The sequence below is a fragment of the Allobosea minatitlanensis genome, assembly GCF_964020775.1.
Genome location: NZ_OZ224509.1, coordinates 3,099,384 through 3,120,318 on the forward strand (window position 1 = coordinate 3,099,384; position 20,935 = coordinate 3,120,318).

Annotated in this window: 25 protein-coding genes; 1 reads left to right on the forward strand and 24 read right to left on the reverse strand. The window is 65.6% G+C overall.

Annotation, left to right across the window (positions count from 1 at the left end):
* Nucleotides 1-49: 49 nt before the first annotated feature.
* The 8 genes from ACWH43_RS15260 to ACWH43_RS15295 are packed head-to-tail and all read right to left on the reverse strand — an operon-like array spanning nucleotide 50 to nucleotide 8,003.
* On the reverse strand, nucleotides 50-499 hold the full coding sequence (locus ACWH43_RS15260; protein ID WP_260347929.1) for a hypothetical protein: 450 nt from the start codon (nucleotides 497-499) through the stop codon (nucleotides 50-52).
* A complete protein-coding gene (locus ACWH43_RS15265; protein ID WP_260347930.1) occupies nucleotides 496-2,250 on the reverse strand; it encodes a hypothetical protein in 1,755 nt (584 codons plus the stop codon). Before ACWH43_RS15265 ends, ACWH43_RS15260 begins: the two co-directional genes overlap by 4 nt.
* A 19-nt stretch (nucleotides 2,251-2,269) precedes the next feature.
* On the reverse strand, nucleotides 2,270-2,938 hold the full coding sequence (locus ACWH43_RS15270) for a hypothetical protein (protein WP_260347931.1): 669 nt from the start codon (nucleotides 2,936-2,938) through the stop codon (nucleotides 2,270-2,272).
* On the reverse strand, nucleotides 2,938-3,240 hold the full coding sequence (locus ACWH43_RS15275) for a hypothetical protein (RefSeq protein ID WP_260347932.1): 303 nt from the start codon (nucleotides 3,238-3,240) through the stop codon (nucleotides 2,938-2,940). Before ACWH43_RS15275 ends, ACWH43_RS15270 begins: the two co-directional genes overlap by 1 nt.
* The gene (locus ACWH43_RS15280; protein WP_260347933.1) at nucleotides 3,240-6,443 is read right to left on the reverse strand and encodes a host specificity factor TipJ family phage tail protein; all 3,204 of its coding nucleotides are present in this window, start codon (nucleotides 6,441-6,443) and stop codon (nucleotides 3,240-3,242) included. The genes ACWH43_RS15275 and ACWH43_RS15280 overlap by 1 nt, the downstream gene beginning before the upstream one ends.
* Complete coding sequence (locus ACWH43_RS15285; RefSeq protein ID WP_260347934.1) at nucleotides 6,440-6,844, reverse strand: glycoside hydrolase; 405 nt, start codon at nucleotides 6,842-6,844, stop codon at nucleotides 6,440-6,442. The genes ACWH43_RS15280 and ACWH43_RS15285 overlap by 4 nt, the downstream gene beginning before the upstream one ends.
* Nucleotides 6,841-7,488: a hypothetical protein gene (locus tag ACWH43_RS15290; RefSeq protein WP_260347935.1), complete on the reverse strand. Its 648-nt coding sequence runs from the start codon at nucleotides 7,486-7,488 to the stop codon at nucleotides 6,841-6,843. Before ACWH43_RS15290 ends, ACWH43_RS15285 begins: the two co-directional genes overlap by 4 nt.
* Nucleotides 7,489-7,490: 2 nt before the next feature.
* A complete protein-coding gene (locus tag ACWH43_RS15295) occupies nucleotides 7,491-8,003 on the reverse strand; it encodes a DUF1833 domain-containing protein (protein ID WP_260347936.1) in 513 nt (170 codons plus the stop codon).
* Between the two features lie 75 nt (nucleotides 8,004-8,078).
* Here ACWH43_RS15295 and ACWH43_RS15300 point away from each other — a divergent pair, with 75 nt between their 5' ends.
* A complete protein-coding gene (locus tag ACWH43_RS15300; RefSeq protein ID WP_260347937.1) occupies nucleotides 8,079-8,636 on the forward strand; it encodes a hypothetical protein in 558 nt (185 codons plus the stop codon).
* A gap of 155 nt (nucleotides 8,637-8,791) precedes the next feature.
* Here ACWH43_RS15300 and ACWH43_RS15305 read toward each other — a convergent pair whose 3' ends face one another.
* The 16 genes from ACWH43_RS15305 to ACWH43_RS15380 all read right to left on the reverse strand — a co-directional run bounded on the left by ACWH43_RS15305 (nucleotide 8,792) and on the right by ACWH43_RS15380 (nucleotide 20,932).
* Nucleotides 8,792-9,175: a hypothetical protein gene (locus ACWH43_RS15305; RefSeq protein ID WP_260347938.1), complete on the reverse strand. Its 384-nt coding sequence runs from the start codon at nucleotides 9,173-9,175 to the stop codon at nucleotides 8,792-8,794.
* 1 nt (nucleotide 9,176) lies between these two features.
* Complete coding sequence (locus ACWH43_RS15310) at nucleotides 9,177-12,572, reverse strand: tape measure protein (RefSeq protein WP_260347939.1); 3,396 nt, start codon at nucleotides 12,570-12,572, stop codon at nucleotides 9,177-9,179.
* Nucleotides 12,572-13,372, reverse strand: a complete 801-nt coding sequence (locus ACWH43_RS15315; RefSeq protein WP_260347940.1) for a hypothetical protein — start codon at nucleotides 13,370-13,372, stop codon at nucleotides 12,572-12,574. The genes ACWH43_RS15310 and ACWH43_RS15315 overlap by 1 nt, the downstream gene beginning before the upstream one ends.
* On the reverse strand, nucleotides 13,369-13,935 hold the full coding sequence (locus ACWH43_RS15320; protein WP_260347941.1) for a class I SAM-dependent methyltransferase: 567 nt from the start codon (nucleotides 13,933-13,935) through the stop codon (nucleotides 13,369-13,371). The genes ACWH43_RS15315 and ACWH43_RS15320 overlap by 4 nt, the downstream gene beginning before the upstream one ends.
* Nucleotides 13,932-14,522, reverse strand: coding sequence for a hypothetical protein (locus tag ACWH43_RS15325; RefSeq protein ID WP_260347942.1), 591 nt, complete (start codon nucleotides 14,520-14,522; stop codon nucleotides 13,932-13,934). Before ACWH43_RS15325 ends, ACWH43_RS15320 begins: the two co-directional genes overlap by 4 nt.
* Nucleotides 14,519-14,659 carry a hypothetical protein gene (locus ACWH43_RS15330; RefSeq protein ID WP_260347943.1) on the reverse strand — a complete coding sequence of 47 codons (141 nt, stop codon included), beginning with the start codon at nucleotides 14,657-14,659 and terminating at the stop codon, nucleotides 14,519-14,521. Before ACWH43_RS15330 ends, ACWH43_RS15325 begins: the two co-directional genes overlap by 4 nt.
* A 74-nt stretch (nucleotides 14,660-14,733) precedes the next feature.
* Complete coding sequence (locus ACWH43_RS15335; RefSeq protein WP_260347944.1) at nucleotides 14,734-15,201, reverse strand: hypothetical protein; 468 nt, start codon at nucleotides 15,199-15,201, stop codon at nucleotides 14,734-14,736.
* A gap of 7 nt (nucleotides 15,202-15,208) precedes the next feature.
* The gene (locus tag ACWH43_RS15340; protein WP_260347945.1) at nucleotides 15,209-15,655 is read right to left on the reverse strand and encodes a hypothetical protein; all 447 of its coding nucleotides are present in this window, start codon (nucleotides 15,653-15,655) and stop codon (nucleotides 15,209-15,211) included.
* Entirely contained in the window at nucleotides 15,648-15,914 is a 267-nt protein-coding gene (locus ACWH43_RS15345) for a hypothetical protein (protein ID WP_260347946.1), read from the reverse strand. The genes ACWH43_RS15340 and ACWH43_RS15345 overlap by 8 nt, the downstream gene beginning before the upstream one ends.
* Before the next feature lie 77 nt (nucleotides 15,915-15,991).
* Nucleotides 15,992-16,393 (reverse strand): DUF3168 domain-containing protein, encoded by a 402-nt coding sequence (locus ACWH43_RS15350; protein WP_260347947.1) that lies wholly within the window; start codon nucleotides 16,391-16,393, stop codon nucleotides 15,992-15,994.
* Nucleotides 16,390-16,875 (reverse strand): hypothetical protein, encoded by a 486-nt coding sequence (locus ACWH43_RS15355; RefSeq protein WP_260347948.1) that lies wholly within the window; start codon nucleotides 16,873-16,875, stop codon nucleotides 16,390-16,392. Before ACWH43_RS15355 ends, ACWH43_RS15350 begins: the two co-directional genes overlap by 4 nt.
* Before the next feature lie 2 nt (nucleotides 16,876-16,877).
* Nucleotides 16,878-17,240 carry a phage head completion protein gene (locus ACWH43_RS15360; RefSeq protein WP_448153534.1) on the reverse strand — a complete coding sequence of 121 codons (363 nt, stop codon included), beginning with the start codon at nucleotides 17,238-17,240 and terminating at the stop codon, nucleotides 16,878-16,880.
* Entirely contained in the window at nucleotides 17,240-17,866 is a 627-nt protein-coding gene (locus tag ACWH43_RS15365; protein ID WP_260347950.1) for a head-tail connector protein, read from the reverse strand. The genes ACWH43_RS15360 and ACWH43_RS15365 overlap by 1 nt, the downstream gene beginning before the upstream one ends.
* 109 nt (nucleotides 17,867-17,975) lie before the next feature.
* Nucleotides 17,976-18,359 (reverse strand): hypothetical protein, encoded by a 384-nt coding sequence (locus ACWH43_RS15370; protein ID WP_260347951.1) that lies wholly within the window; start codon nucleotides 18,357-18,359, stop codon nucleotides 17,976-17,978.
* 82 nt (nucleotides 18,360-18,441) lie between these two features.
* Nucleotides 18,442-19,812: a phage major capsid protein gene (locus ACWH43_RS15375; RefSeq protein ID WP_260347952.1), complete on the reverse strand. Its 1,371-nt coding sequence runs from the start codon at nucleotides 19,810-19,812 to the stop codon at nucleotides 18,442-18,444.
* Between the two features lie 85 nt (nucleotides 19,813-19,897).
* A complete protein-coding gene (locus ACWH43_RS15380) occupies nucleotides 19,898-20,932 on the reverse strand; it encodes an HK97 family phage prohead protease (protein ID WP_260347953.1) in 1,035 nt (344 codons plus the stop codon).
* Nucleotides 20,933-20,935: the final 3 nt, after the last annotated feature.

Below are 20,935 nucleotides of genomic sequence, written 5' to 3' on the forward strand. Positions count from 1 at the left end.
AAAAACCCGCCAGAGGCGGGCGGGGACGGTCAGGGTGCGAGGGCTATTGCTACAGGGCGGCGGCAGCCAGCCAGAGCGCGCGCCGCTGCTCTTCGCTGAAGCCGAGGAGCGCTCCGATCTGCGGGCCGAGGGGGTGGGAAAACTCGTATGTCCTGGCGGATGAGAGGAGCATCGTCGCGGCGAAACGCTCGCCTTCCGGCAGCGCCGCAACAGCGGCCTCCATCGCCGGCGGCAGTTCGCCGCGGGCAGCCCACGCGACCGCTTCCGCCTCGGTGATCGTTCCCATGATGGCGAGCTGCTGCGCGAATTGCCGGTCGGAGATGTCCTCCGGGTCGACCTGCGGTGGAGCGAAAGACGCGATGTCGATGCCATCCAACAGTGCCCAGAGGTCCGGCATGTCGTCCCGGCTGATGATGACCGATCCGACCTCCTCGGTATGCGCGATGACCGCTGAGCCATCCTCATTGCAATAGGTAGCCGACAGGATGGTGTAGCTCATGCCTTGATCTCCTCGACCTCAAGCCGACAGGACATCGTTCCGCCGAAGAGACGACCGCTCGCTGTGCCGTTGATCGATACGCCGTTGCTGGAACTGCCGGCTCCCATGCGAACAGCGATCGTGACCGGACCGACGCTGCCGTTGACGTATTCATGCGTGAGGACGATGACGCCGCCGTAGTTGAGCGCACCGTATCGCCAGACCGCTTTCAGAGCGTTCGCCGTGCCGTCGAAAATCGCCGCGCAGACGGCGCCGACTGCCGTCTGGGAAGCGCACGGCAATTCAGCCGTGATCCTCAGCTTGTTCGTCGCGCTCTTTGGCGTAATCGTTGCCGCGAGGATCTGCGAGCCTTCGTTGCTCTGTGGAATCGTGTCGTCGAGCGGGATGACCGAGCTGAAGAGCGAATAGGTCGTGTTCGTCGCCACAACCCTGTCGATGACCGATGGCGCGGGCAGCGTAATGGTCTTGTATGTCCCGTCCGCAGCCAGGAATTTTCCGGCAGCGGCATCGCCTGCGGCCGGAGCCGGAACAAGGCCCTTCGTGCCGCCGGAGCCGCTGTCGCCTACGAACGCTGACAGAAGTGCAGTCTGCGCCGCTGCGGTAGCCGCGGTGACCATGGCATCGCCAGCAGCGGTAAAGGCGAGCGCGGTCTTCACCTGCGCCGCCGTCAGGTCTTCAGGGTCGCCCGTTCCAGCAGTCACGCGGCCCTTGATCCGCGCCGTCGCCATGCTGGCGAGCTTGGCGTTGTCGACCGCGCCGGCATTGATCGTCCAGGTATCGCCGTCGTCCGAAGTCGTGATGTCGCCCTTGTCGCCGTCAACGATGGTCGCCGTGCCGGCCGGGCCACGGATGTCGGCCGCATCGCCGATCGTCGGCGTAAGCCCATCGTCGGCGACATAGCCTCCGGTCGCTGGCTTCGTGCCTTCTCCGCCGACCCAGTCATAAACCTGGAGAACACGGCGCGCCCCGTCTACCGCGATCGCGAAGACCGGCGACCAGCCCTTACCGCCCGGATCACCTTGCGGGCCGGGGCCTCCGCGTGTGTCGAAGGCATCTCCGATGACCGGCGTGAGGCCACCTGCCCCGATATAGAGCGGATCACCGCCGGAGGTCGTCGGCGGTGGGTCGCCCTCTCCGCCGACCCAATCGGTCAGCATAAAGACGAAGCGCTCGCCGTCCGCGGCAAGGGCGAAGACCGGCGCCCAGCCCTTCTCGCCGGTGTTACCCTTCGGCAGGCCGAGATTGAGCGTCTGGTTCGGGGCGGTTCCGGTGATCGCGGCCGTCGCCGGCTCGCCGGTCTCCAAGGTCTCGACATCACCGATGGTCAGCACATTGGCCGGACCTGGCGGCCCGACACCACCGATCGCCGTGACGACAGCCTGGTTGCCGCCCCATTTTACCGTCGCCTGGTTGCCCTTGACGCCGTAGACCAGCTTGCCGGGTTCGTCGTAGACGAAGCGCACAGCCATGATCCGGGTGAAGCTTCCGCCGGTCTCATCGACCACATCGGCTTCGTACTCTCCCGTTGCCCAGGCGTTCATCGAGCCCTTGGGATAGAAGGCGGTCAGATTGCCAGCGCCGACCAGCGTCAGATTCGCCGGCGCGACCAGCGACACCTTGAGCGCATTGGAAGCGCGCTCGCGTACATTGACCCGCAGCGTGCGCCCGGCCAGATCGAGCCCGGTGAAATCGAGCTGGAAGCGCAGATCCTCTTCCGTCGAGATCTGGAAGACCGCGATCGTGTTGCTCATGGCATCATCCGTGGGTTGGTCAGGAAAGCCCGGTCACGTCGACCGGGATGAAGGCGCCGCCATTGGCGTATTCGCCGCTGGCGCCCCAGCTCGCGAAGCCGACGGTGCTGGTGACGATGTTCGAGCCGGAGACCCGCAGGGTGTGGGCGCCGATGCGGTAGCCGGCCGGGAAGCCGGCGAGGTATCCGAAAATCGGGTTGCGCGTGATCAGCGGCACATAGTTCTTGCCCGGCGTGCCGGTGAAATCGACATCGCAGGGCTGCCCGGGCGCCACCTTCATCACCGGAGCGTCCGAATGAAAGACGCGCTCTCCGGCCTGGTTGAAGACCTCGAGCCCGACATTCGAATAGCTGCCGTTCATCGTGTCGAAGACGAAGAACTCGACCGTCTCGGTGACGGCATCGGTAAACGGAATGACGAAGCACCAGTTGAACGTCCAGATGCCGTCCGCGTAGTAGGAATGCATCCTGATCGGCTGCAGCGTCGACGCCTTGCAGGCGACCAGCAGCGCCGGCGTGCCCGCCACCACCAGCTGATAGGTTGTCCCCGGAAAGCCCGCAGGGTTCGGCGGCGAGGTGTAGTAGGAGGTGATCGTGACCGGAATCTTCTGGCGGAAGCCGTAGTTCCGCCAGTTCTGGTCGATCTGCACCGTGCCCCAGCTGTTGTAGAGCGTGAGCCCCGCCGGCATCAGGAGACGCCGTACTGGATGATCTGCGTCGGCAGATAGGACGGCACGGAATAGAACATCTGGTTGTCGGAGAAGGTGACGTCCGGCGGCAGCAGGCCTTCGCCCGGCCAGTAGCTGGTGCCGTCCGGGCTGAAGACGTTGGCGATGAAATCCGGCGCCCCGGTCAGGAAGCCGTCATTGGTGACGACGCCGCTGCCGCCCGGCCCCACGATCAGCGGGTCGCCGAGGAAGCGGAACAGCCGGTCGCTGTAGGAAACCCGCAGGTTGCCGAAGCGGTCGTAGATTTCGAGGCCTGCCGGCATCACCACCTGCCCAGGCGCAAGGCGAGGCCGCCACCTTCGTAGAAGACCTGCAGCAGCCGGTTGTTCAGCGTCAGCCCCGGATCGGGGCCTCCATCCGTCAGCGTCAAGGTGCCGTCGGCAGCGACGAGGAAGCGATTGTTTATGTTGAGCGAGCCGCCGAGGATGGAGCCGAGCTGAGCCGAGATCGCCGAGAGATAGGCGACGTCGATCGCGGTCGCCTTGACCGCGCCGGCCTGGATCGCCGCGGCGGTGATGGTGTTGGCGACATAGTCCTCGGCGGCCAGCGGCGCCCATTCGGTGGCGCCCTCGGCGATCTGGTACATGCGCGGCTTCTCGCCGGGCTCGACCAGCACCACGACATTCGGCCCCTCGTAGCCGAACAGGTCCGGCAGCGCGTCGACGATGCCGACTGGCTGCATGCCGGCGAGAAAGGCTTTGATCGGCAGCGTGCCCTCGCCGGAATTGCCGAGGTCGATCACCGCCGGAGCGACGCTGAAGGCGCTCTCGATCCAGGGGCTGACCAGCCCGCTCGCCGCGATGCCGCGCGCCCGGATGCGGATCGTGCCGGTGAACTCGCGCAGCGGATGCGAGCCGGAGGAGGCCGGGCCGCGATAGACCGGCTCGGAGGTGACCCAGTCGTCATAGCTGATGACGACCTGGTACTCGGCCGCCGAGCGCGCCCTGCCGACCGTCCAGTCCATGAACATCGCGGCATTGCGCTGCACGGCCAGCGCCGACACATAGGACAGGGTGACGGAGGCCTCGGTCTCCAGCCCGGAGGATGGCGGCGGCGGCGGCTCCACGATCGGCTCCGCCAGCGCGCTCCAGACCTGCGGCGCATCGAACACCGCTTCGACATTGACCCTTGTCTCGCCGTCGAACTGGATCGAGCGGACCAGCCAGCCGTCCTGCACGGTCGAGAGTGCGCCGATCACCACGGTGGTCGCCGCCTGCGTCGCCGTGCTGAGGACATCGTCGAGATCAAGGCCGCTCTGCGCCTGCGCAGCCGCGACGTCGTCGGCGTTGAGCAGGATGCGGTCGCCGTCCTGCGTCACCGCCACCGGCCCCCATTCCAGCCCGTCCCGGCCGCGCAGGATGGCCCAGCTGTCCGGCGGAAGGACAAGCTCGGTGTCGAACGTCAGCGCCAGCCCCTCGCGCTCGAGCACGCCGGCCGCTTCCAGCGCGTCGAAATACCAGGCATCGACGACCGCGGCGTCGTTCGGCAGCAGCATCCGCCCGGCATATTCCATGCTGAAGGCGCGCCGCTCGCGCCGGTAATAGGCCGTAGCCGCCGCCCATGTGGCGATGTGGATGGCGTGCTCGGCGGTGCGCGCCCCCGTCGCCTGCATGCGGCGCGGATTGGCCGTCTGCGTGCCGAAGGTCACCCGCTGCGAGCGGGTGCGGCGCGGGTCGCCGTCGGCCAGCCATTCGACGATGATGTCGGCCGAGCCGTCCGACAGGTCGAGGTTGAAGGTCTGCCCGGTCGTGTCCTTCAGGATCTGGCGGCGGCTGATGACGTGCTTGCGCACCGCCTTCGCCTCGTCGCGCACCAGCGTCCAGACGCTGCCGAGGCGCAACGGCGAGGCGCGCATCGTGCCCAGGATCGTCGACAGCGCCTCATAGGCCGAGACCGGCCCGCGGATCACGCCGGAGAAGCCGTCGAACTCCGTCAACGTGGTTGCATAGTGCAGCAGCCGGTCGAGATCGAGCTTGCCGGCAGGCAGGCCGCAGCCATGGCGCTGGTCCATCAGCACGTCGGCGAAGGCCCAGACGCATTTCTCGGTTTCCTGGTCGGTCCAGCCCGTGCCGTTCCAAACCGGCAGGATGCGCGAGACCTCGACCTCGACCTCGCCGAAGGAGGTGACGGAGAGCTCCTTGCCGGCATGGATCTTCATCGCCAGCTCGGTGATGCCCGGCCGCACCGCCGCCTGCGGGATATGGGCGCGCAGCCCCTCCCAGACCACGGCATTGGTCACCTTGGCGCTGAAGCCGGCCGGGTGCGCCACGCTGTCCGACGCGCCGGTGTTGCGGGCGCGGAAGGTGTAGCGGCCGAGCGGGATGTCGACTATGCGCGTGTACCGCATTGGCCGCGTCGAGAGGACGTTGCCGCCCTCGCTCCAGAGCGCGGTGAATGGGCCGGTCGGCGTGCCGTCGATGTCGCATGGAGCATATTCGAACAGAACGCCCCAGCCGGTCGGATACTGCTTGCCTTCGAACTTCCCGGCCTCGGGAATGGCGTAGCAGCCCTGCGGCAGCGAGAAGTCGAGCTGGATGCGCTGCTGCAGCGGCGCGCCCGAGCCGAACTCGAAGGGTCCGGCGTAGTTCGGGAAATCCGCGACCTTGGGCAGGGTGTTGCTGCCGACGGCCGCGACGGTGGCGACCTGGCCGGGCACCAGTGCCGAGACGGCGCCGGGCGCGATGAACTCGATCTGCGAGCCGGTGAAGGCCGGCGTCAGCCCGCCATCGGCCGTCCACATGGTGACGCCGGCGACCCGGATCGACTTGAAGGCATACTTGCCGCAGCCGATCGTCAGGCGCTTGTAGAGGTCCTGGCTGTCGTCGCCGACATAGACGGTGTAGTCGGGCTGCGACAGGTCCGGCGTGGTCCAGCAGCGGCCGTAGATCACCGGGATGCGGTCGCCCGAGCGCGGCAGGTTGCCGCCGCCGCTGACGCCATAGACAGGCCGATCATCCGTCTTGTTCGCCTTCGCCTGCGTCGCCCGCGACAGCAGATAGGCGCCGCCCGCGAGCGCGGCGGCGGAGACGCCGGCCCAGATCGTGCCGCCAACTGCGCTACCGGCTGCGAAGCCGAGGGCTCCATTGATCGCGCCGATCGCCCAGAACTGCCCCACAGCCGCCAGCGCGACCGTGGCGACGAGCAGGCCGATGCTCGCGCCCTTGGCCGCCCGCGATTGGCCGGACGCTCCGCCCCCACCGCCCCGCGGCAGATAGGTGACGATCACGACATCGCGCGGCCCGATCGTAGTGGCGGACCAAGTCTTGCGCAGCCGAACCGACATGTCGGTCACGGCCAGCGGATCGGCACCACGCAACCCCTGCCGGCGATGAACCGAGACGATATAGGGTCGCGAGTGATCGGCATGGCGGCGCACCAGAGCCGAGAGACGGCGCCGCGCGCGCGGAAGATCGACCGGCTTGCCCATCGGCTTGCCGTCGACACGCTGGAAGAGAACTTGGCTCATGCTGGCAGGTAGAAGCTCAGATCGGCCCAGTTGCGGGCGGTGAGTTCAGGGACGGATTCGAAGACGACGCCATGCGGCGCGTCGGTGTGCAGCACGCCACCGCCGTCGAGGGCGAGGTAGACGCCGGCATGGCAGGCCGCCTTCGCCGCCTCATGGCCGTGGCGGGTCATGAACACGACGGCGCCGTCTGACGGGACGTCGACCTGCTGCCAGCCGGGATAGGAATGGCGCAGATCCATCATCCCGACGAGCTCGCGCATCCGCTCCGGCGCGACCAGCACCGGCGGCAGCTCGCGGCCATAGACGAGGCTCTGGCACTGGCGCACCAGCTCCCAGCAATGCAGCCCGGCCGGCTCATAGGCGCGGCCGATCAGGCCGGCGGCGAACTCCGCGGGCGTCATAGCAGCACCGCCGCGCGCCAGAGATCGTCGACTGCACCGGCGTCATAGCCGAGGAGATCCGCCAGCGCCGCGACGAGCGGATGGCCCCGCTCATAGGTCGTGGCGGAGGCGAGCAGCATGCGGGCGCCGAAGCGCTGCTCCTCCGGGAGCGCGTCAACTGCGGCCTCGATCGCCGCCGGCAGCTCGCCGCGCGCGGCCCAGGCCAGCGCCTCGGCTTCGCTGATCGCGCCGAGGACGGCGAGCTGCTGCGCGAACTGTCGGTCGGAGATGGCGGCAAGCGCCGGCTGGGGCTCGGTCCCGGGCGCGGCGAGGGACAGCAGCGGCTCCGCGCCGGCCCACACCGGATCGAGCCGCACGCCGGCAAGCGCAGTATCGCCCGCGACGATCCGGCCGCTCGCGCGCTCGATCGCAGCGACCTCGCCCGGCAGGCCTGCGGTCGCGGCCAGTAGCCAGAAGCCGGGCTTCGTCTGAGCCGGCGAGACGAGGATGGGCGCGCCGTCCCCGTCGTCCTCCCCGAACACGGCATCGGCCGTCACCAGCCCGACCCTCAGGACCTCGCCGGACCAGCCGTCCTCGCCATGGAGATCGGGAAAGGCCGCGAGCGCCGCGGCCTCGTCGTCGAAGCGCAGAAGATGATCGATCATGATTACTGCCCGTAGAGCGCCGGATAGAGATCGAGCGAATAGGTCTGGCCGGGGAAGGCCTTCATCTCGATCTCCTCATAGTAGAGATCCCCGGAGGCGGAGAGTGCCGTGACCGAGACCGAGCCCATGCGCAGGCCGTCATAGATCTCGGGATGGTTCGGATCGCTGGTCAGGTACTCGCGATAGGTGACCTCGAATGGCTTGTCGGAGGAGATCGCGGCGCGCAGCGCCTCCTGCAGCGCCCGGCTGACATTGTCGACGCGAATGCGCGCCTTCGTCGTGCCGCCTTCCTCCTGGCCGGGCCTCTGCCATCCGAAATCCACGACGAGGAACTCTGCCGCCGCATCGCCCGGCACTGGCAGCAACACCTTCTCGTAGATCTCCGGCACGCGCGTGCCACGAACAAAGCGCAACGGATTGGCGAAAGTCGGATGGTCGAATTGCAAGGTGCAGAGAAGATCCGCCTTCACATCGTTCGACGCATAGGCCTCCGCCATCGCGGCCGAGATGGTCATAGCCGTACTCTCTCCGGTTGAAGGGATCGACACCCAGACCGCGACCGCGCAATCATCGACGATCGGGGGGCTACGATGCGAAAGAAGCGTTTGAAGCCGGCAGATCAGCCGGCGCTGACAGGATTCAATGCCGATCTGCCTGAGGACATCCGCAGAGTGTTCGACGAACTGCGTGCGCAGACAGACAGGGGCGTAGCGCTCGTCGGAGCCGCTTACGTTGAGGAGCTATTGGAACGCGCCATTCAATCTCGGCTCTGCGTCCATTCGCCGGATCATCGAAAAGCGCTATTTGAAGGCCCCAATTCCGCAATGGGCACATTCTCTTCAAAGATCGCGATGGCCTATGCCCTCGACCTGGTCGGCCAACCTGCTCATGAGGATATGCAAGTCATCCGGAAGATCCGAAATGAATTTGCCCATAGCTTCGAGCAACTCTCGTTCGCAGCGTCGCCGATCAGCGAGAGGACAGAAGCATTGACCTTGCCGGAATATGTCGGTGGCTCTTCGGCAGCCGATGTCGAAACGCATCGTTGCCGATTTATCGATAGCGTCCGTGTACTAACGGCCTTCCTTCTTGCTGCGGGCTCCGCTTCCCGGCCTTCCGAGCCTTCTCCATCGCCGCCCAGATCCTGACCGCAGCATCGGCCGGGCTCTCATCGTTCCATCCGGTGCAGTCGCAAAATTCCTCCGCGCCGTCATGGATCATGCCGTCCGTGACCCCGTCGGGTAACGGGATCGTCAGGCCCCAGTCATTGGCCGCGGTTCTTGGGCGCGACGGCTTCATGCGCTCACCAGTTGAAGACGATCAGGGTGAAGGAGACCGAGAACAGTGGCGCTTGGCTCTCATCGACCGCGACACCGCCTGCACCGCCCTTGATCTGGCAGATCCGCGTCACATAGCACTCGCCAGGCTTGTAGACTGGCATTCTGAAATGCTGCGTGCCCTGATAGAGCGTTCGCATGAGGAACTGGTGAAATGCCTGATACTGCTCGCCGTTCCACGGCACGCTGCGCCATGAAATCTCGGTGGCGATCGGCCCCGGTCGAGGCCGCATCAGCGCGGGGCCTCCTTCAGTTTCCGATGAGATCGGTGCCGCGGCCAGAACCGGCACACCTGCGCCCTCCCGCAATTGACAGTGCGGCACCTGAGAGGGCCAAACCGCGATCGCCATGTCAGCCTCGCAGTTGCCGGTTGCTCTGGCGAGCACCGAAGGCCGTCGAAAGCGGCCCCTGACCGCGGGTAAACCGGTCGGCAATATTGCCTTCGATGGCCTTGATCATGATTTCGAGATTTCCATCAGAGCCCTGCCCCGCCGTCGCCTGCACCTGATTGCTGGCGTTGTTGTTGATGGTGATCTTCGGCGCCTGTGCCACAGGGACAGGCGTGGCGGCCGCGCTTGATAGTCCTGCCATCGTGTTCGCCCATCGCGTGGTCTGACGGCTGGTTAGGACGCGCTCGCCCATCTCCAGCACCGCCGCGAACTCCCGCGAGCCAAGCCCGGTGTGAAAGCGAGGAGCGTTCGCGAAAGCAGCGGCTGGAACGCTGATGCGCGTCCCGTCGACCCCGCCCAGGCCGCCGGAGTGCATCTTGGCCGCCGCGACGCTGACGCCGGCGCTCCCACCGAGCCCCAAGAACGACAGCGGATTGGCGCCTCCGAGAAACGAGGTCAGCGCATTTTCCAGAGGCTTCAGGATCGTCGCTTTGAGGGCAACATTCAGAAGCGCCTTGACGAGGTTATCGGCAGCCTGTCCAATGTTGTCGAAATCGGTGATCGCTGACGATGCGAAGTCGCTGATCGCGCTTGCCGCGTCCTTCGCCCAATCCGGCGCATTGGCGACCCGGATTTGCTCCGAAAGCTTGTCGAAGTTCGCTGCGACCTCCGGCATGCTCTGGGCCGCGATCGCGAGCTGTTTGAGCTGCTGCTCCATCTTCCGGGCCGGGAAGAGATCATCGAGCTGCCCGCGTGCGAACTTGGTCGATTCCAGTTTCTCGATCTCGGTCCTGATCTTTTCGAGGTCGGGCGGAATTTTCGAGAGATCGCCGGACTGAAGCGCCTTCACGAACTGATCGATGTTCCCGGCCGCGACCTTGGCGCTCTGCGCGAAGCGCACCGTCTTCTGGTCAAGGTCCGAGAGTCCGGCGACTGCTGCATCCTGCTGAAGCTCCGAGAGCTTTTTCGCCAGCGTCTCAGCCGCCTTCTCACCAGCGGACTTCTTCGGCTTCTTTTCCGAGGCGCTGACGCGGTCCTCGGCGGCAATGATGCGTTCGGCCTGGCGGCGAGCCTCTTCCGGCGTGATACCAGCACCGAGCGACCGAGACTGGGAGAGGAGATTATCCCGCTCGGTGATGATCCGGCTTTCCTTGCTCGACCGGCTGGCCTCGGCAAGCTTGCGCTCGAGCATCGCCGCAACGGCGCGCTCCTTGTTCGTCTTCTCGACCGCATCCAGCGCGAGGTCGGCTTCGCGCCGTGTTCCGGAGGCTGCTTCCGTGATCCGCTTCTCGGCATCGATCGTGTTGTCGAGGCTCATTGCCGCGACATTGAACAGTTTGTCGCCTTGGGCTCGCTGTGCCGCCCGGATTGCAGCGGTCAGGTCATCAACTTTCGCTGTGGCCCCGGCGACGCTCTGGGCAAGCGCGATGAACTGAGCCTGGACGCCAGTAAGATCCACGCCGCCGCCGACCGCAGCGAGCGCCTTGGCCAGATCCTCTGGCTCCTTCTTGCCGCGCAGAATGTCGTCGAAGAGGTTTCGCAGCGACTGGCGCAGGTCATTGACCTTCTGCATGCCTTCGCGGCTGCTGGCGTCGATGCCAGAAACCGGCGTGACCTGCGGAATCAGCGCCTCAGCCTCCGCGCGCGCGTCATCGATACCCTTCTTCGCGTTGATGATGGTCTGCTGGTTCGCGATGATCTGGGCGTTGCTGAGGTCGCTCTGAGCGCGCTTTGCCTCTTCGAGCGCGCCAGTCAGGGCTTCGACGGCCTCCTTGTGGACCTTCGCCTGCTCTGCCGCGCGCGCCTGATAGATGCTGTATCCGATGAGACCGACGCTCACGGCCGTCAGCGCCGCGTTGAAGCCGCCGCCGAGCGCTGCGACGAGCCCACCGAACACGGTCTTGCCGATCGACCCGACGCTGGACAGAGCGCCGCCGAGAGCGGTCGCACTGCGCTGCGCGGTCGCCATCGCAGTGTTAGCAGCGCCGAGCGCAAGCGTCTGCTTTTGGATCTCGGCAGTAGCCGCAGCAGCAGCAGCCTTCTGCGCGGCGTTCGCACTGTTGTTCTGAAGCGCGACCAAGTCGTCGCGCCGCCGGGCTGCGGCCGAGAATGCATCGGTCCCGAGCGGCGTGCGTGCGACCTGATATTCAGCCTTTGCAACCTGTCGCGTGATGCCTCGGTCAGCAAAGCTCAAGCGATCGGCGCGATCGATATCGAGCAAAGACTGACGAGCCCGGCTCAACGCCGCCTGCGCAGCTTCCTGTGCTGCTTTAGCTTCCTCAACCGCGCGCCGGGAGTCGGAACGCAGCTTCGCGAGAGGCGCGACGGCAGCCGTTGCGGTATTCGTGAGCAGGCGGCTGAAGAGGTTCGCGCCGACCAGCGCGACGGCATATTGAGCGGCGTCTCCGATGGTGGAGATGTTGTCCGCGACGTATTTCAGTCCGCCGGCGAGCTTCTGCGAGGCGCCGAGAGCCTTGTCGGTCTGGCCGATATAGCGCTGAAGCGCGTTGTCAATCTGCTGGATGCCGGCCGCTATCGTCGGGCTGGTGCGCGCGAAGGCCTCGTCAACCTCAGCGGTCGCGGCCAGAATTGCCTCGAACACCGCCTTCGCATTGAGAAGCCCTTCAGAGCTCATCTTTTTGAGCTCACCAGTCGATACTTTGAAATGATTGGCGATTGCTTGGAACAGGATCGGGGCGTTCTCGGAGATTGCCCTGAATTCGTCGCCCTGCAGGCGCCCTGACCCAAGAGCCTGAGAAAGCTGCGTGGCGGTCGAAGCCGCTTCCTGAACCGTAGACCCACCTGTGACAAAGGCCTTTTGGGTCGTTTCGACCACACGAAGAATATCGCGCTGGCTGGCCCCGAGGTTGTTCGATGCAAGCGTCAGGCGCTGATAAAGCTGGACAGTCGCATCAAGATTCGACCTGGTGCGCTGGGCTATCTCGAACAGTTCGTTCTCGACCGCCCCCCTCGCCTTCTGCTGGGTGACGACCGACGCGATCCTGTTTTGAACGCTCGTGTAGGCATCGGCATAGTCGGTCACGGTCTTGAGCGCGAGCGCGCCGGAGACACCACCGACGGCAGCACCGAGAGCAGTGAAGGATCGCGTCAGAGCGCCGACGCTGGTGGTTGCGCGCAGACTAGACAGGGCCAGCGAGTTGATCGCCGAGTTACCGCGCGTCAGCCCGGCGAGCGAATTCGCCAGCCCTTCGGTGCTCTTCGACGTGCCCCTGATCGCGGTATCAATCCGGCGAGCGCCCTGCTCTGTGGCAGTCGCGGAACCGCGCATGTCGAGCGCGTACTTCTCCGCTCCGACGAGCTTCAGCAGGACTTCGATGGAACCGACAGTAGCGACCATCAGCGGATATCCTTGATCGCGTCCCAGGCGGCACCGGAGGCGATCTCATCGAGCGACCATTGCCGCCATGCCATGCGATGAAGCCAATCCGAGCGATCCGGCATGACCAATGCGGCATCGAGCCCGTTTGCGGTGACAGGGCGAGCCATGGCGCCGTCGTCACAGGTGATGGCGGGAATGCCGGCCAACGTTGCGTCGACGCCGGTGTTGCTGTTCCATGTGACTACGACCGCGGCGCCGGACAGAGCGTCGTCGAGCGTCCCGCCTGCGGCGAGATGCGCCAGAGGGCCGATGTTGTGGCCCTTGCGGAACGATTCCGGGTGGGGCCGGAACAACACGTCATAGCCGCGCCGGCGCATCGCGGCGCGCGCGTCGAGATACCAGCGCAGCATGTCGACGCCGTCAAGCGCAGCGTCGCCGAGCACCTGCCCGATGATCAGCGCATAGCCACCGGGGCGCTCCCGCCATGGCCGGCGCAGATTGGCGAAGCGCCGCAAGAAGCGTGCACCGCCGTCCTGCGGTTCAGGCCATGACGCCCTGCCGTTCAACCCGTTCCAGCCCAGCGAGGTCCATGCGAACCGATCTCCGAGGTAGCCGCGCTCCATGACCAGAACGTCGCGGCCCTGCTCGCGATAGGTCTTCCCCTTACGCCAGCCCCAGCACACCACGACATCGGCATCTGTGACCGTGTTCGACGGGATGATGCTTGCAGCGATCCCATGGCGAGCGAGGCCGTCCCGCATCGCGCCCGCATGAGCAGAATGGTGTGTCGCGCGAGACGACACGATGGCGATCTTCACCGCCAGATCACTCCGATACCCATGGTAGAGCCCGGCGCGACGATCTCGACGTGGCGAAAGCCGCCCTTGATCTCGTTCCAGAGCCGCGGCACCTCGACGGGAAGCTTGGACGACTTCTGCAAAACACCATCGCCGGCGATGTCGTGGAACGCGACGATGTGCGCCATCGGCCCGTAGTTGAGCCAATCAGCCTTCACGCCGTCATAGAGATGGTCGCCGTCGATCAGTGCAGCGTCGAACGGGCCGTATCCCTCGACCATCGAGATCACGTCCTTCGACCGGCTGTCGCCGAGCATCAGTGCGATATTGTGGCCCATGTCGCGGCAGGACTCGGCGGCGCGGTCGAGATGCGACTGGCTCGTCCTCACGCCCCAGTTCCCGCCGGGCAGATCCACAGCGGCCATGACCGACGGCGTGTGGAGGTTCAGCGCCACCTCATGGAAGGTATCGCCATGTCGCGCGCCGATCTCCAGATAGGACCGGACGCCCTCGCACTGCATGAGCGCGATGAACTCGGCGAGTTCGTCGGGATGCTGGCTGGCGCGGCGGCCGGAGAACGTCATAGGCAAGCCTGAATCGTCGAGCGGGGGAAGACGGTCAGCGCGGTCTCGCGGGAGCAGTTCACGACCTCGACGCCGCGGCAGACCAACTGCTTCGCGGCGATGTCGAACCAGCCGCGCCAAGCGGCATAGTTGCTGTCCCGATGGAGTTCCGGCGGATGGTTGCCGAACCAGTGGCGCGAGCCGCCGGTCGGCTGCATGTCGAAGCCCAGCAGAAGGATGCGACGCGCGCCGAGGAGATAGGTCAGGTTGAGAGCCTGGAACCCGCTGTTCTGGCCGCTGTGGATACGCTCCGGGCTATCCGAGATGCCGTAGGCGTGCTGGCTCTGGATGTGGCGCAGGCTCCAGCGCAGCGCGGCAACCTTGCTCTGCGTCCATTTCTGGCCCGCGAAGGACGGAGCGCCCTGATGGCCGTCCCACCATGCAGCGTCGCCCGCATAGAGCAGGTCAGCGAAAGGCGCGATGCGGTATCCGTCATTGACGACGACGGCCCGCGCCCTGCCCTGGCAATATACGGCGTCCTCTACGGTCAGGCTCGGGCCGCCCGCGATGATCACCGCTGTCTCGCCGGCCCACTCGCGCTTGATCACGCCGACTTCCTGACCTCAGCGCCGAGCGAAGCGAACATCGCCTCGATCTCGCTAACCACGCCCTTCTTCTCCACCTTCGGCGGGAAGCACTTGTCGAAAGGAGGCACCTTGGCGAACCCGGTCAGGGAAGCGGTCATCCATGCCGTGAGGCGAGCCGCTTCGAGGCGCTGCTGAGCGACCGCATCGGCTATCTCGAAGACCTCGGCCGGCGTCAGGTCGAGGATGTCGGCTCGACGGATGCCGGCTCCATCTCCGGCTCGGAGCGTTCTGCGGACGATTCCGCCGTCTCCGAGCCCTGAAGAGGGTCCGCGGGCTGATCGCCCTCCACGATCCTGGCGCGCGCGTCGAGCAGGGCTGCAAAGCTCTGGCCTGTGATCGCGCAGGTGATCGCGTCGAAGATGCTCTCGCGCGCCTCGACGATGGAGAAGGGAAGATCATTGAAGTCGAGCCGGCCGAACGGCGTGCGACCGTCTTCCTTCTTCAGGCCATGCTTGAGGCACTCCACCATGCACGCCGAGCTGTTCGCGCTGAGTAGTCGGGAAATCACTTCGGTAAAGCTCTCTCCGTACTTCTCCTCCAGCTTGATCAGGTCGATCGTGCGGAAGCGCAGCACGACGCCCTCCCCGGCCTCCGGGAAGGGCACAGCGTTGTTGAAGGTCTTGGTCTTGGCCTCAGCCATGGATCACCTAGACGTTGGTGTTGGCTTCGCTCGTGACGTCGCTGGACAGACGCACCGTGATATTCCGCCGCATCGGGTCGCCGGCATTGAACGGGCCGACTGAATGCTGCGTGATCACGCCGCTGAAGCGGAACTGCTTCGCGATACCGACGGGAGGGCACACCACGAACTCGCGCTCTTCGTTGTCGTTGAACGCCTTTTCCAGGCCGGTGGCACCGTCCTGTGTCGGGTCATCGGTGAGCATGAACAGCGCGATTTCGATGTTCTGGCCATCCTTCAGGCCGCCGATATAGCGGACAGCCGAGGCGGCGAGCGGCGTCGCATTGACCTCCGGACGCTGCTGGGTGATCGCGCCGATCGTCTCGACCTCGGCGACCGTGATGAAATCCGGCGAGGCGGCGCCGTCGCTCATCTTCAGGATCGAGCCAGAGCCGATCCGAACCTTGTCAGCCATTGTGGTTCTCCATGCTGTGATCCGCGCCAGTGATGGGAGATTGGCCCACCGCCGCGGCGCGGGTCGCGGCTTCGGCCTTGTCGAAGGTCTGGAAGCCGCAGACGCTGCAGCGCCAGCAGTCGCGGCCAGACCAAGGCTTGAATTTCAGGGCGCAGGGCTCGCCATCCCGGCAGTCGCGCGGCTCGGCGAGCGGTTTCGACTCCGTCGATGCTTGCGGCTCGGGAGCATCGGTCAGCGCGTCGCCGACCTGCTCGACCACGGCCTCTGCGACCTCGCGGACAAGCTTCCGCGACCGCCGGGTGCGGCGGGATGGGATTTTGCCCATGGCAGCGTCTCTCAGGCGAGGTGATAGGTGATGCGGAAGTCGACGATGCGCCGACAGATCCGAACGGTGTCGTCGTAGCCGGTCACGTCTGAGACGACGCGGCACCGCTGGACGAAGATCGTCCCTACCGTTCCGATCAGATTGTCGAGCAGCGCCACCACGCGATCGCCGATGGCATCAGCCGCAATCGGCGTCGCAGCCTGGCAGTCTGCGGACAGGCGCCGCTCCCATGCCGCAGTGCTGGATTGTAGGGTCTCGCCGACGGGCTGGCCGGAAATCTCCCCGAACATTACCAGCGGCCGGGTCTCGCCTTGGGCGGCCTCATGCTGGTAGACCTTCTGTCCGCCGAGCAGCGCGACCAACGCCCCATCAGCGACCAGCCGCGCGCGGAGGTCAGGAATCGGGCTCTTCACCGCTCGCGCCCTTTCGCGGCCTTCTCGATCACCCCGACCAGTTCCTTCCCGAGGTTCTGGATCACCAGTTCCTTGTTCCGCTCGAAAGCCGGGCGCATGAAGGGATACGGCTTCGCGCCGGGGTGGCTGACCGACTTCGTGACAACCTTCCTGCCGTCCTTCGCCGTGAACACGAGATTGGGCGCGTTCTTCGCCACGATGGGGTGCGCCAAGGTGCCGAACTCGACCAGATGCGCGACGTTCGTGTGATCCATGCCTTTGCGCGGGCCGGCAGCCGTGGTGTTGCGATCCTTCTCGCCGGTGCCCATGGCGCGGCGGAGCTTTCCAGTGATGACGGAGCCATTCCCGGCAAGGATGGTCTTTGCATCCTCAACGACGGGCTTGAGAGCCCGCACACGGGCACCGCGCGCCTGCGCCGAGGTCGGCACGCCCGCCAGGCGCCGAAGCACGCCAGCGACGCTATCAGCGCCCTTCACAGCCATGGTCAGGTTCCAGAAGCCCGCTCGACCAGCCGCAGCACGACATCGCGCTTCGTGACGTGGTCGGCCTTGATCGAATCGACGTCGTAGGAGCGGCCTTCGTGGACCAGCCGCATCGCGCCGAGCCGCTGCGTGCCGATCAGCGCCGGCGGCGCGCCCTCGCAAAGCTCCAGGTAATCCACAGAGGCCCAGCCGTAGTTCTCGATGGTCCTCTGATCGGCCATCGTGGTTTCCGAACCTCGCTCCGCAACGATGTCGCCCCAGATCGTTTTCCAGAGCGTTCCGCCGCCGGGGAAGCCGAACTCGTCGGGCGTGTCCGCGCCCTCATAGAACTGGATCAGGCAGGAGCGCCTCCCGTTGCGGGACATCAGCTATGATCCCGCGAGATGCGATAGCGGCCGCAGAGATTTCGGAGCCCGAACTCGATCTGGCGGCTGACCGCAGTGATGCGGTTGTCGGAAAAGGTCGCCTCGCGGTTCTGGTAGAAGTGCGAGGCCAGCATGATGATGCCGAGCTTGATCGGACTGGGCACGTCATCCGCCGCACCGAACCCGGCCTTGAACGTCACCTTGTAGCGGCGCGGATCAACGCCGATTGAAATCGGCCATGAGCTCTGCCCGGAGTGGAGGATGTAGCCGAAGCCCTCGTTCACGCTCTTGGCGTAGAGGGCGGCTGAGACGGGATCGTACCCGCCGGCACCATCAGAGACCTCGAAGCCCGTGATCGATGAAAGATCGACAACCGGGCGAATCGGCAGTTCGAAGCCGCCGCCAGGGTTCGGGATATACGCCTCGAAGGTCTCTTCCAGCAGGCAGCACCGTCCGAGCCAGCCGTCGGGCCCAGCGAGATAGTCATAGGCCGCCTCGATGTACTGACCGATCAGCGCGTCCTCGTAGCTATTCGTGATGCGCTCCTGCGCCTTCACGTCAGCCACGGAGACCACGGCAAGCTTCTGCTCACGCGTCAGCGCGGTCGAAGTCCGCCGAAAATCCATGGCTCAGCCCTTGGTCTGATATCGGCCGGTCGGCGCTGGGCGCAGCATGCGGTCGTCGTAGCGACCCTGCTTGGCGCCCTGCTCCTTCTTGCGATCGTCCGCGGGCTTCTCAGCCTTCGGCGCGGCGCTTGAGTTCGAGTTCGATGATGGCAATGGCCTCGTCCTTCTTCGCGACCTTCTCGCCCGCGATAGCGGAGGCGATCGGCAGCATCTGGAGGTGGTGGAGATCGCGCCAGTCGTCGGGGATGGCGACCTCGCCGGCCGGGTTCGGCGCGGACTTGGTCGGCTTGGCCTTGCCAGCCGCCTTGATCTTCACTGGCGCGCCGTCCTTGCCGATCGGGGTGGCGAAGCCCTTCTCGAAATACTCCTTGGCCATCTTGGGGAAGAGGCCGACCGTCGAGCCCTTGAAGTCGGGCGTGACGTCCTGGGTCATCAGCATCGGCACGAGCCCGGTGGACCGGCGCACGAGCTTTTCGAAATCCTGCAGGTCCATGGCGGGTTCCTGTTGCGATGGAGGGGATGGAGCCGCCGGCCGGGGCCGACGGTGGTCATCGTGGTGGTCAGGGAGGAGACGGTCAGGCCGTCACGTCGTCGAGGTCAGCGCCCCAGCGAACCTTGGTCAGCTTGGCGACCGCCTGGCTGAGACGGAGACCGAAGTCGTGGAAGGTCTCCATCAGGATGAACATGACGTTCTGCTGCAGGGCGTGGACCAACGTACCGCCGCCCATATCCATGGTGGCCACATCCGAGGACTTCACGATCATCGAGCCTTCGTCGCCATACAGCACATGGCGGAAGTCGATGAGCGCGATGGTGGTCTCGTCGGTCGTGCCGCCGCCGTTGATCGGCACCTGATTGGTGACGAGCACGCCGAAGCCCTTCCAGGTCGGGCTGGCGCCCTGAAGCGACGGATAGGCGAACTCGCCATCGTTGTCGCCGACGCGGATGTTCTTGAGGTACTCCAGCGTCCGGTAGTTCATCAGCCACTTCCAGCTCTGGGCCTGGCCGATATTGGCGAGGGTGAGGTGGAGCACCAGTTTCGAGGCCATCCGGTCGATTTCCGCGATGGTCGGGGCCAGCGGATTCACCGCGAAGCCGGAGGCATCGTACGAGCCGATACCCGGCTTGTTGAGAATGCCGAGCGGCGCATCGCCAGTGCCCGTGCCGAAATACGCGTTCAGGTCCATGGTCTGGCCCATGGCCATGCGCAGATCGTCGCGGACGTAGGCCTCGATGTTGCCGACGGTCCACATCTTGGCTTCGAGGGTCAGCGGGACGATGCCGGCCAGCTTCTTGGCCGACATGTCGATCGCCTCGAAGGTCGGCGAGCTGATGGGCTTCTTGTCCATCTCCCCGACATACCCGGCAGTCGCGCCGGTCGCGCCGCGCGGCTGTTTGAACTTGCCGCCGACGAACTGGACGCGCCGCGGTCCGCCCTGCAGGAAAGTCACCTCCGGGCGCAGCAGTTCGATGATCTCGCTCTGCAGCGTGGTGGGGACCAGAATGCCGCCATCGGCCGAGGAACCGACCTGAACGGTCTTCTTCCCCATCCGCTTGGCGCCGGCGTCGAGTTCCTTGGCGAACTCGCCATACCCCTCGTCTTCCAGCACCTTGAGGGCCGGTTCTCCGAGATCCTTGGCTTTGATGTTCGCCGCCGCGATCAGGCCGATCTTCTGGGCCGGCTCGATCTTGATCTGAGGAACGGCCGGAACCGTATCCTTCTCGCCGCTGACCGGTGCATTGGCCGGCTTGCTGGCCTTGGCTTCGATCGCCTCGTCACGCTCGAGCAGCGCGATCTTGGCCTCGATGGCCTCCAGATCCTTCACCGCCTGCTCGTAGGCGTCGAAGTCCGGCTTGGGAGCGCCGTCGGCCATGGCCTTCTCGCGCAGGGGGGCGAGCGCGCCGTGCTTCTCGCGAAGCTGAGCGCGGAGCTGTTCCAGATTCATCTGGTTCTCCATGAAAAAGGGCGCTCGCGGCGCCCTGAACTCTCCGGATCGCGGGAGAGCTTCGCGTTACGGCTTCGCGAGCCGATCAGATCAGGCCCTTCTCCTTCAGTCGGGCCTCGATTTCGTCATGGCGCTTGGCCGCCAGTGCTTTCGTCAGAGAAGGAATGGTGACCTCAAGATTTTCCTGCTCGATATCTCCGGTCGCCTTCTCGCTGCCGAAAAGCAGCCCGAATGCGCGCTGCAGGAGAGATTTGGCTTCCGGCTTGATGTCGGGCTCATCAACCGCTTCCGTCTCGACCTCGACTCCGAGCGCGCCCTTCGCGGTCTCGAACTCAGCCAGAGCGGCACCGACCTTCTCGGCCGCAGCCTGCAGCGTGTCGAAGCCTTTGGTGTTCACCTTCGCGTTGACGACCAGCGAAAGCTTGTTGCCGCTCGCCTCCTTCGCTGCGGCCTCGAACTCCGAGCGCGGGATCAGCAGACCGGTCTCGGGATGCTTCGCCCAGGTGTCGAGCACCTCCTCGATCAGTTCGCGGGCCATCACGTCGCCCTTGGCGGCGGACTTCGCCAGCGCGGCGGGATTCGAGGGGATCGCGCAGGGCGAGCACTCGACCAGTTCGGCCTCAATGATTTCGTAGCCGGGCCACTTCCACTCGTCGGCTTCCTGCGGCTTCTCCCGGCGCTTGATCAGCTTCGGGATGAAACCGATCGAGCAGGCGCGGATCGTGCCAGCGGAGAGGTGCACGGCGAGCCGGTCGGCGACGTCATCGCCCTCCGGCACCAGCTTGAGCGTGCCCTCGGTGCGTTTCGGCCGCCCCCCGAGAACCTTCTCGACATCCGACCACGTCCCGATGGGGAAATCGTAGGAGCGGTGCGCGAACGGCGCGACGGGGTTCTTCATGAACTCGTCGATGGCGAGACCGGCCTGGCTGATGATGTCCTTGTCGCGATCCTCGACCTCGGCCGACATGACAAAGCGGATCGTGCGCGCCGAAGCATCCCACGACGACGGCGCCGAGCGCGAGGCCTTCATCAGCACATCGCCGCTCCGGCCCTCGACGGTCTTCACGAACGCCTTGCGCTCGGCGAGGAACTCATCGACGGAAACGATATCGTCGGCCATGTC

Excerpts from the sequence above, each read along its gene's own strand:
- ACWH43_RS15260 (WP_260347929.1), bottom strand. The coding sequence starts at position 499 with ATGAGCTACACCATCCTGTCGGCTACCTATTGCAATGAGGATGGCTCA.
- ACWH43_RS15265 (WP_260347930.1), bottom strand. The coding sequence starts at position 2,250 with ATGAGCAACACGATCGCGGTCTTCCAGATCTCGACGGAAGAGGATCTG.
- ACWH43_RS15270 (WP_260347931.1), bottom strand. The coding sequence starts at position 2,938 with ATGCCGGCGGGGCTCACGCTCTACAACAGCTGGGGCACGGTGCAGATC.
- ACWH43_RS15275 (WP_260347932.1), bottom strand. The coding sequence starts at position 3,240 with ATGCCGGCAGGCCTCGAAATCTACGACCGCTTCGGCAACCTGCGGGTT.
- ACWH43_RS15280 (WP_260347933.1), bottom strand. The coding sequence starts at position 6,443 with ATGAGCCAAGTTCTCTTCCAGCGTGTCGACGGCAAGCCGATGGGCAAG.
- ACWH43_RS15285 (WP_260347934.1), bottom strand. The coding sequence starts at position 6,844 with ATGACGCCCGCGGAGTTCGCCGCCGGCCTGATCGGCCGCGCCTATGAG.
- ACWH43_RS15290 (WP_260347935.1), bottom strand. The coding sequence starts at position 7,488 with ATGATCGATCATCTTCTGCGCTTCGACGACGAGGCCGCGGCGCTCGCG.
- ACWH43_RS15295 (WP_260347936.1), bottom strand. The coding sequence starts at position 8,003 with ATGACCATCTCGGCCGCGATGGCGGAGGCCTATGCGTCGAACGATGTG.
- ACWH43_RS15300 (WP_260347937.1), top strand. The coding sequence starts at position 8,079 with ATGCGAAAGAAGCGTTTGAAGCCGGCAGATCAGCCGGCGCTGACAGGA.
- ACWH43_RS15305 (WP_260347938.1), bottom strand. The coding sequence starts at position 9,175 with ATGGCGATCGCGGTTTGGCCCTCTCAGGTGCCGCACTGTCAATTGCGG.
- ACWH43_RS15310 (WP_260347939.1), bottom strand. The coding sequence starts at position 12,572 with ATGGTCGCTACTGTCGGTTCCATCGAAGTCCTGCTGAAGCTCGTCGGA.
- ACWH43_RS15320 (WP_260347941.1), bottom strand. The coding sequence starts at position 13,935 with ATGACGTTCTCCGGCCGCCGCGCCAGCCAGCATCCCGACGAACTCGCC.
- ACWH43_RS15330 (WP_260347943.1), bottom strand. The coding sequence starts at position 14,659 with ATGACCGCTTCCCTGACCGGGTTCGCCAAGGTGCCTCCTTTCGACAAG.
- ACWH43_RS15335 (WP_260347944.1), bottom strand. The coding sequence starts at position 15,201 with ATGGCTGAGGCCAAGACCAAGACCTTCAACAACGCTGTGCCCTTCCCG.
- ACWH43_RS15340 (WP_260347945.1), bottom strand. The coding sequence starts at position 15,655 with ATGGCTGACAAGGTTCGGATCGGCTCTGGCTCGATCCTGAAGATGAGC.
- ACWH43_RS15355 (WP_260347948.1), bottom strand. The coding sequence starts at position 16,875 with ATGGCTGTGAAGGGCGCTGATAGCGTCGCTGGCGTGCTTCGGCGCCTG.
- ACWH43_RS15360 (WP_448153534.1), bottom strand. The coding sequence starts at position 17,240 with ATGTCCCGCAACGGGAGGCGCTCCTGCCTGATCCAGTTCTATGAGGGC.
- ACWH43_RS15365 (WP_260347950.1), bottom strand. The coding sequence starts at position 17,866 with ATGGATTTTCGGCGGACTTCGACCGCGCTGACGCGTGAGCAGAAGCTT.
- ACWH43_RS15370 (WP_260347951.1), bottom strand. The coding sequence starts at position 18,359 with ATGGACCTGCAGGATTTCGAAAAGCTCGTGCGCCGGTCCACCGGGCTC.
- ACWH43_RS15375 (WP_260347952.1), bottom strand. The coding sequence starts at position 19,812 with ATGAATCTGGAACAGCTCCGCGCTCAGCTTCGCGAGAAGCACGGCGCG.
- ACWH43_RS15380 (WP_260347953.1), bottom strand. The coding sequence starts at position 20,932 with ATGGCCGACGATATCGTTTCCGTCGATGAGTTCCTCGCCGAGCGCAAG.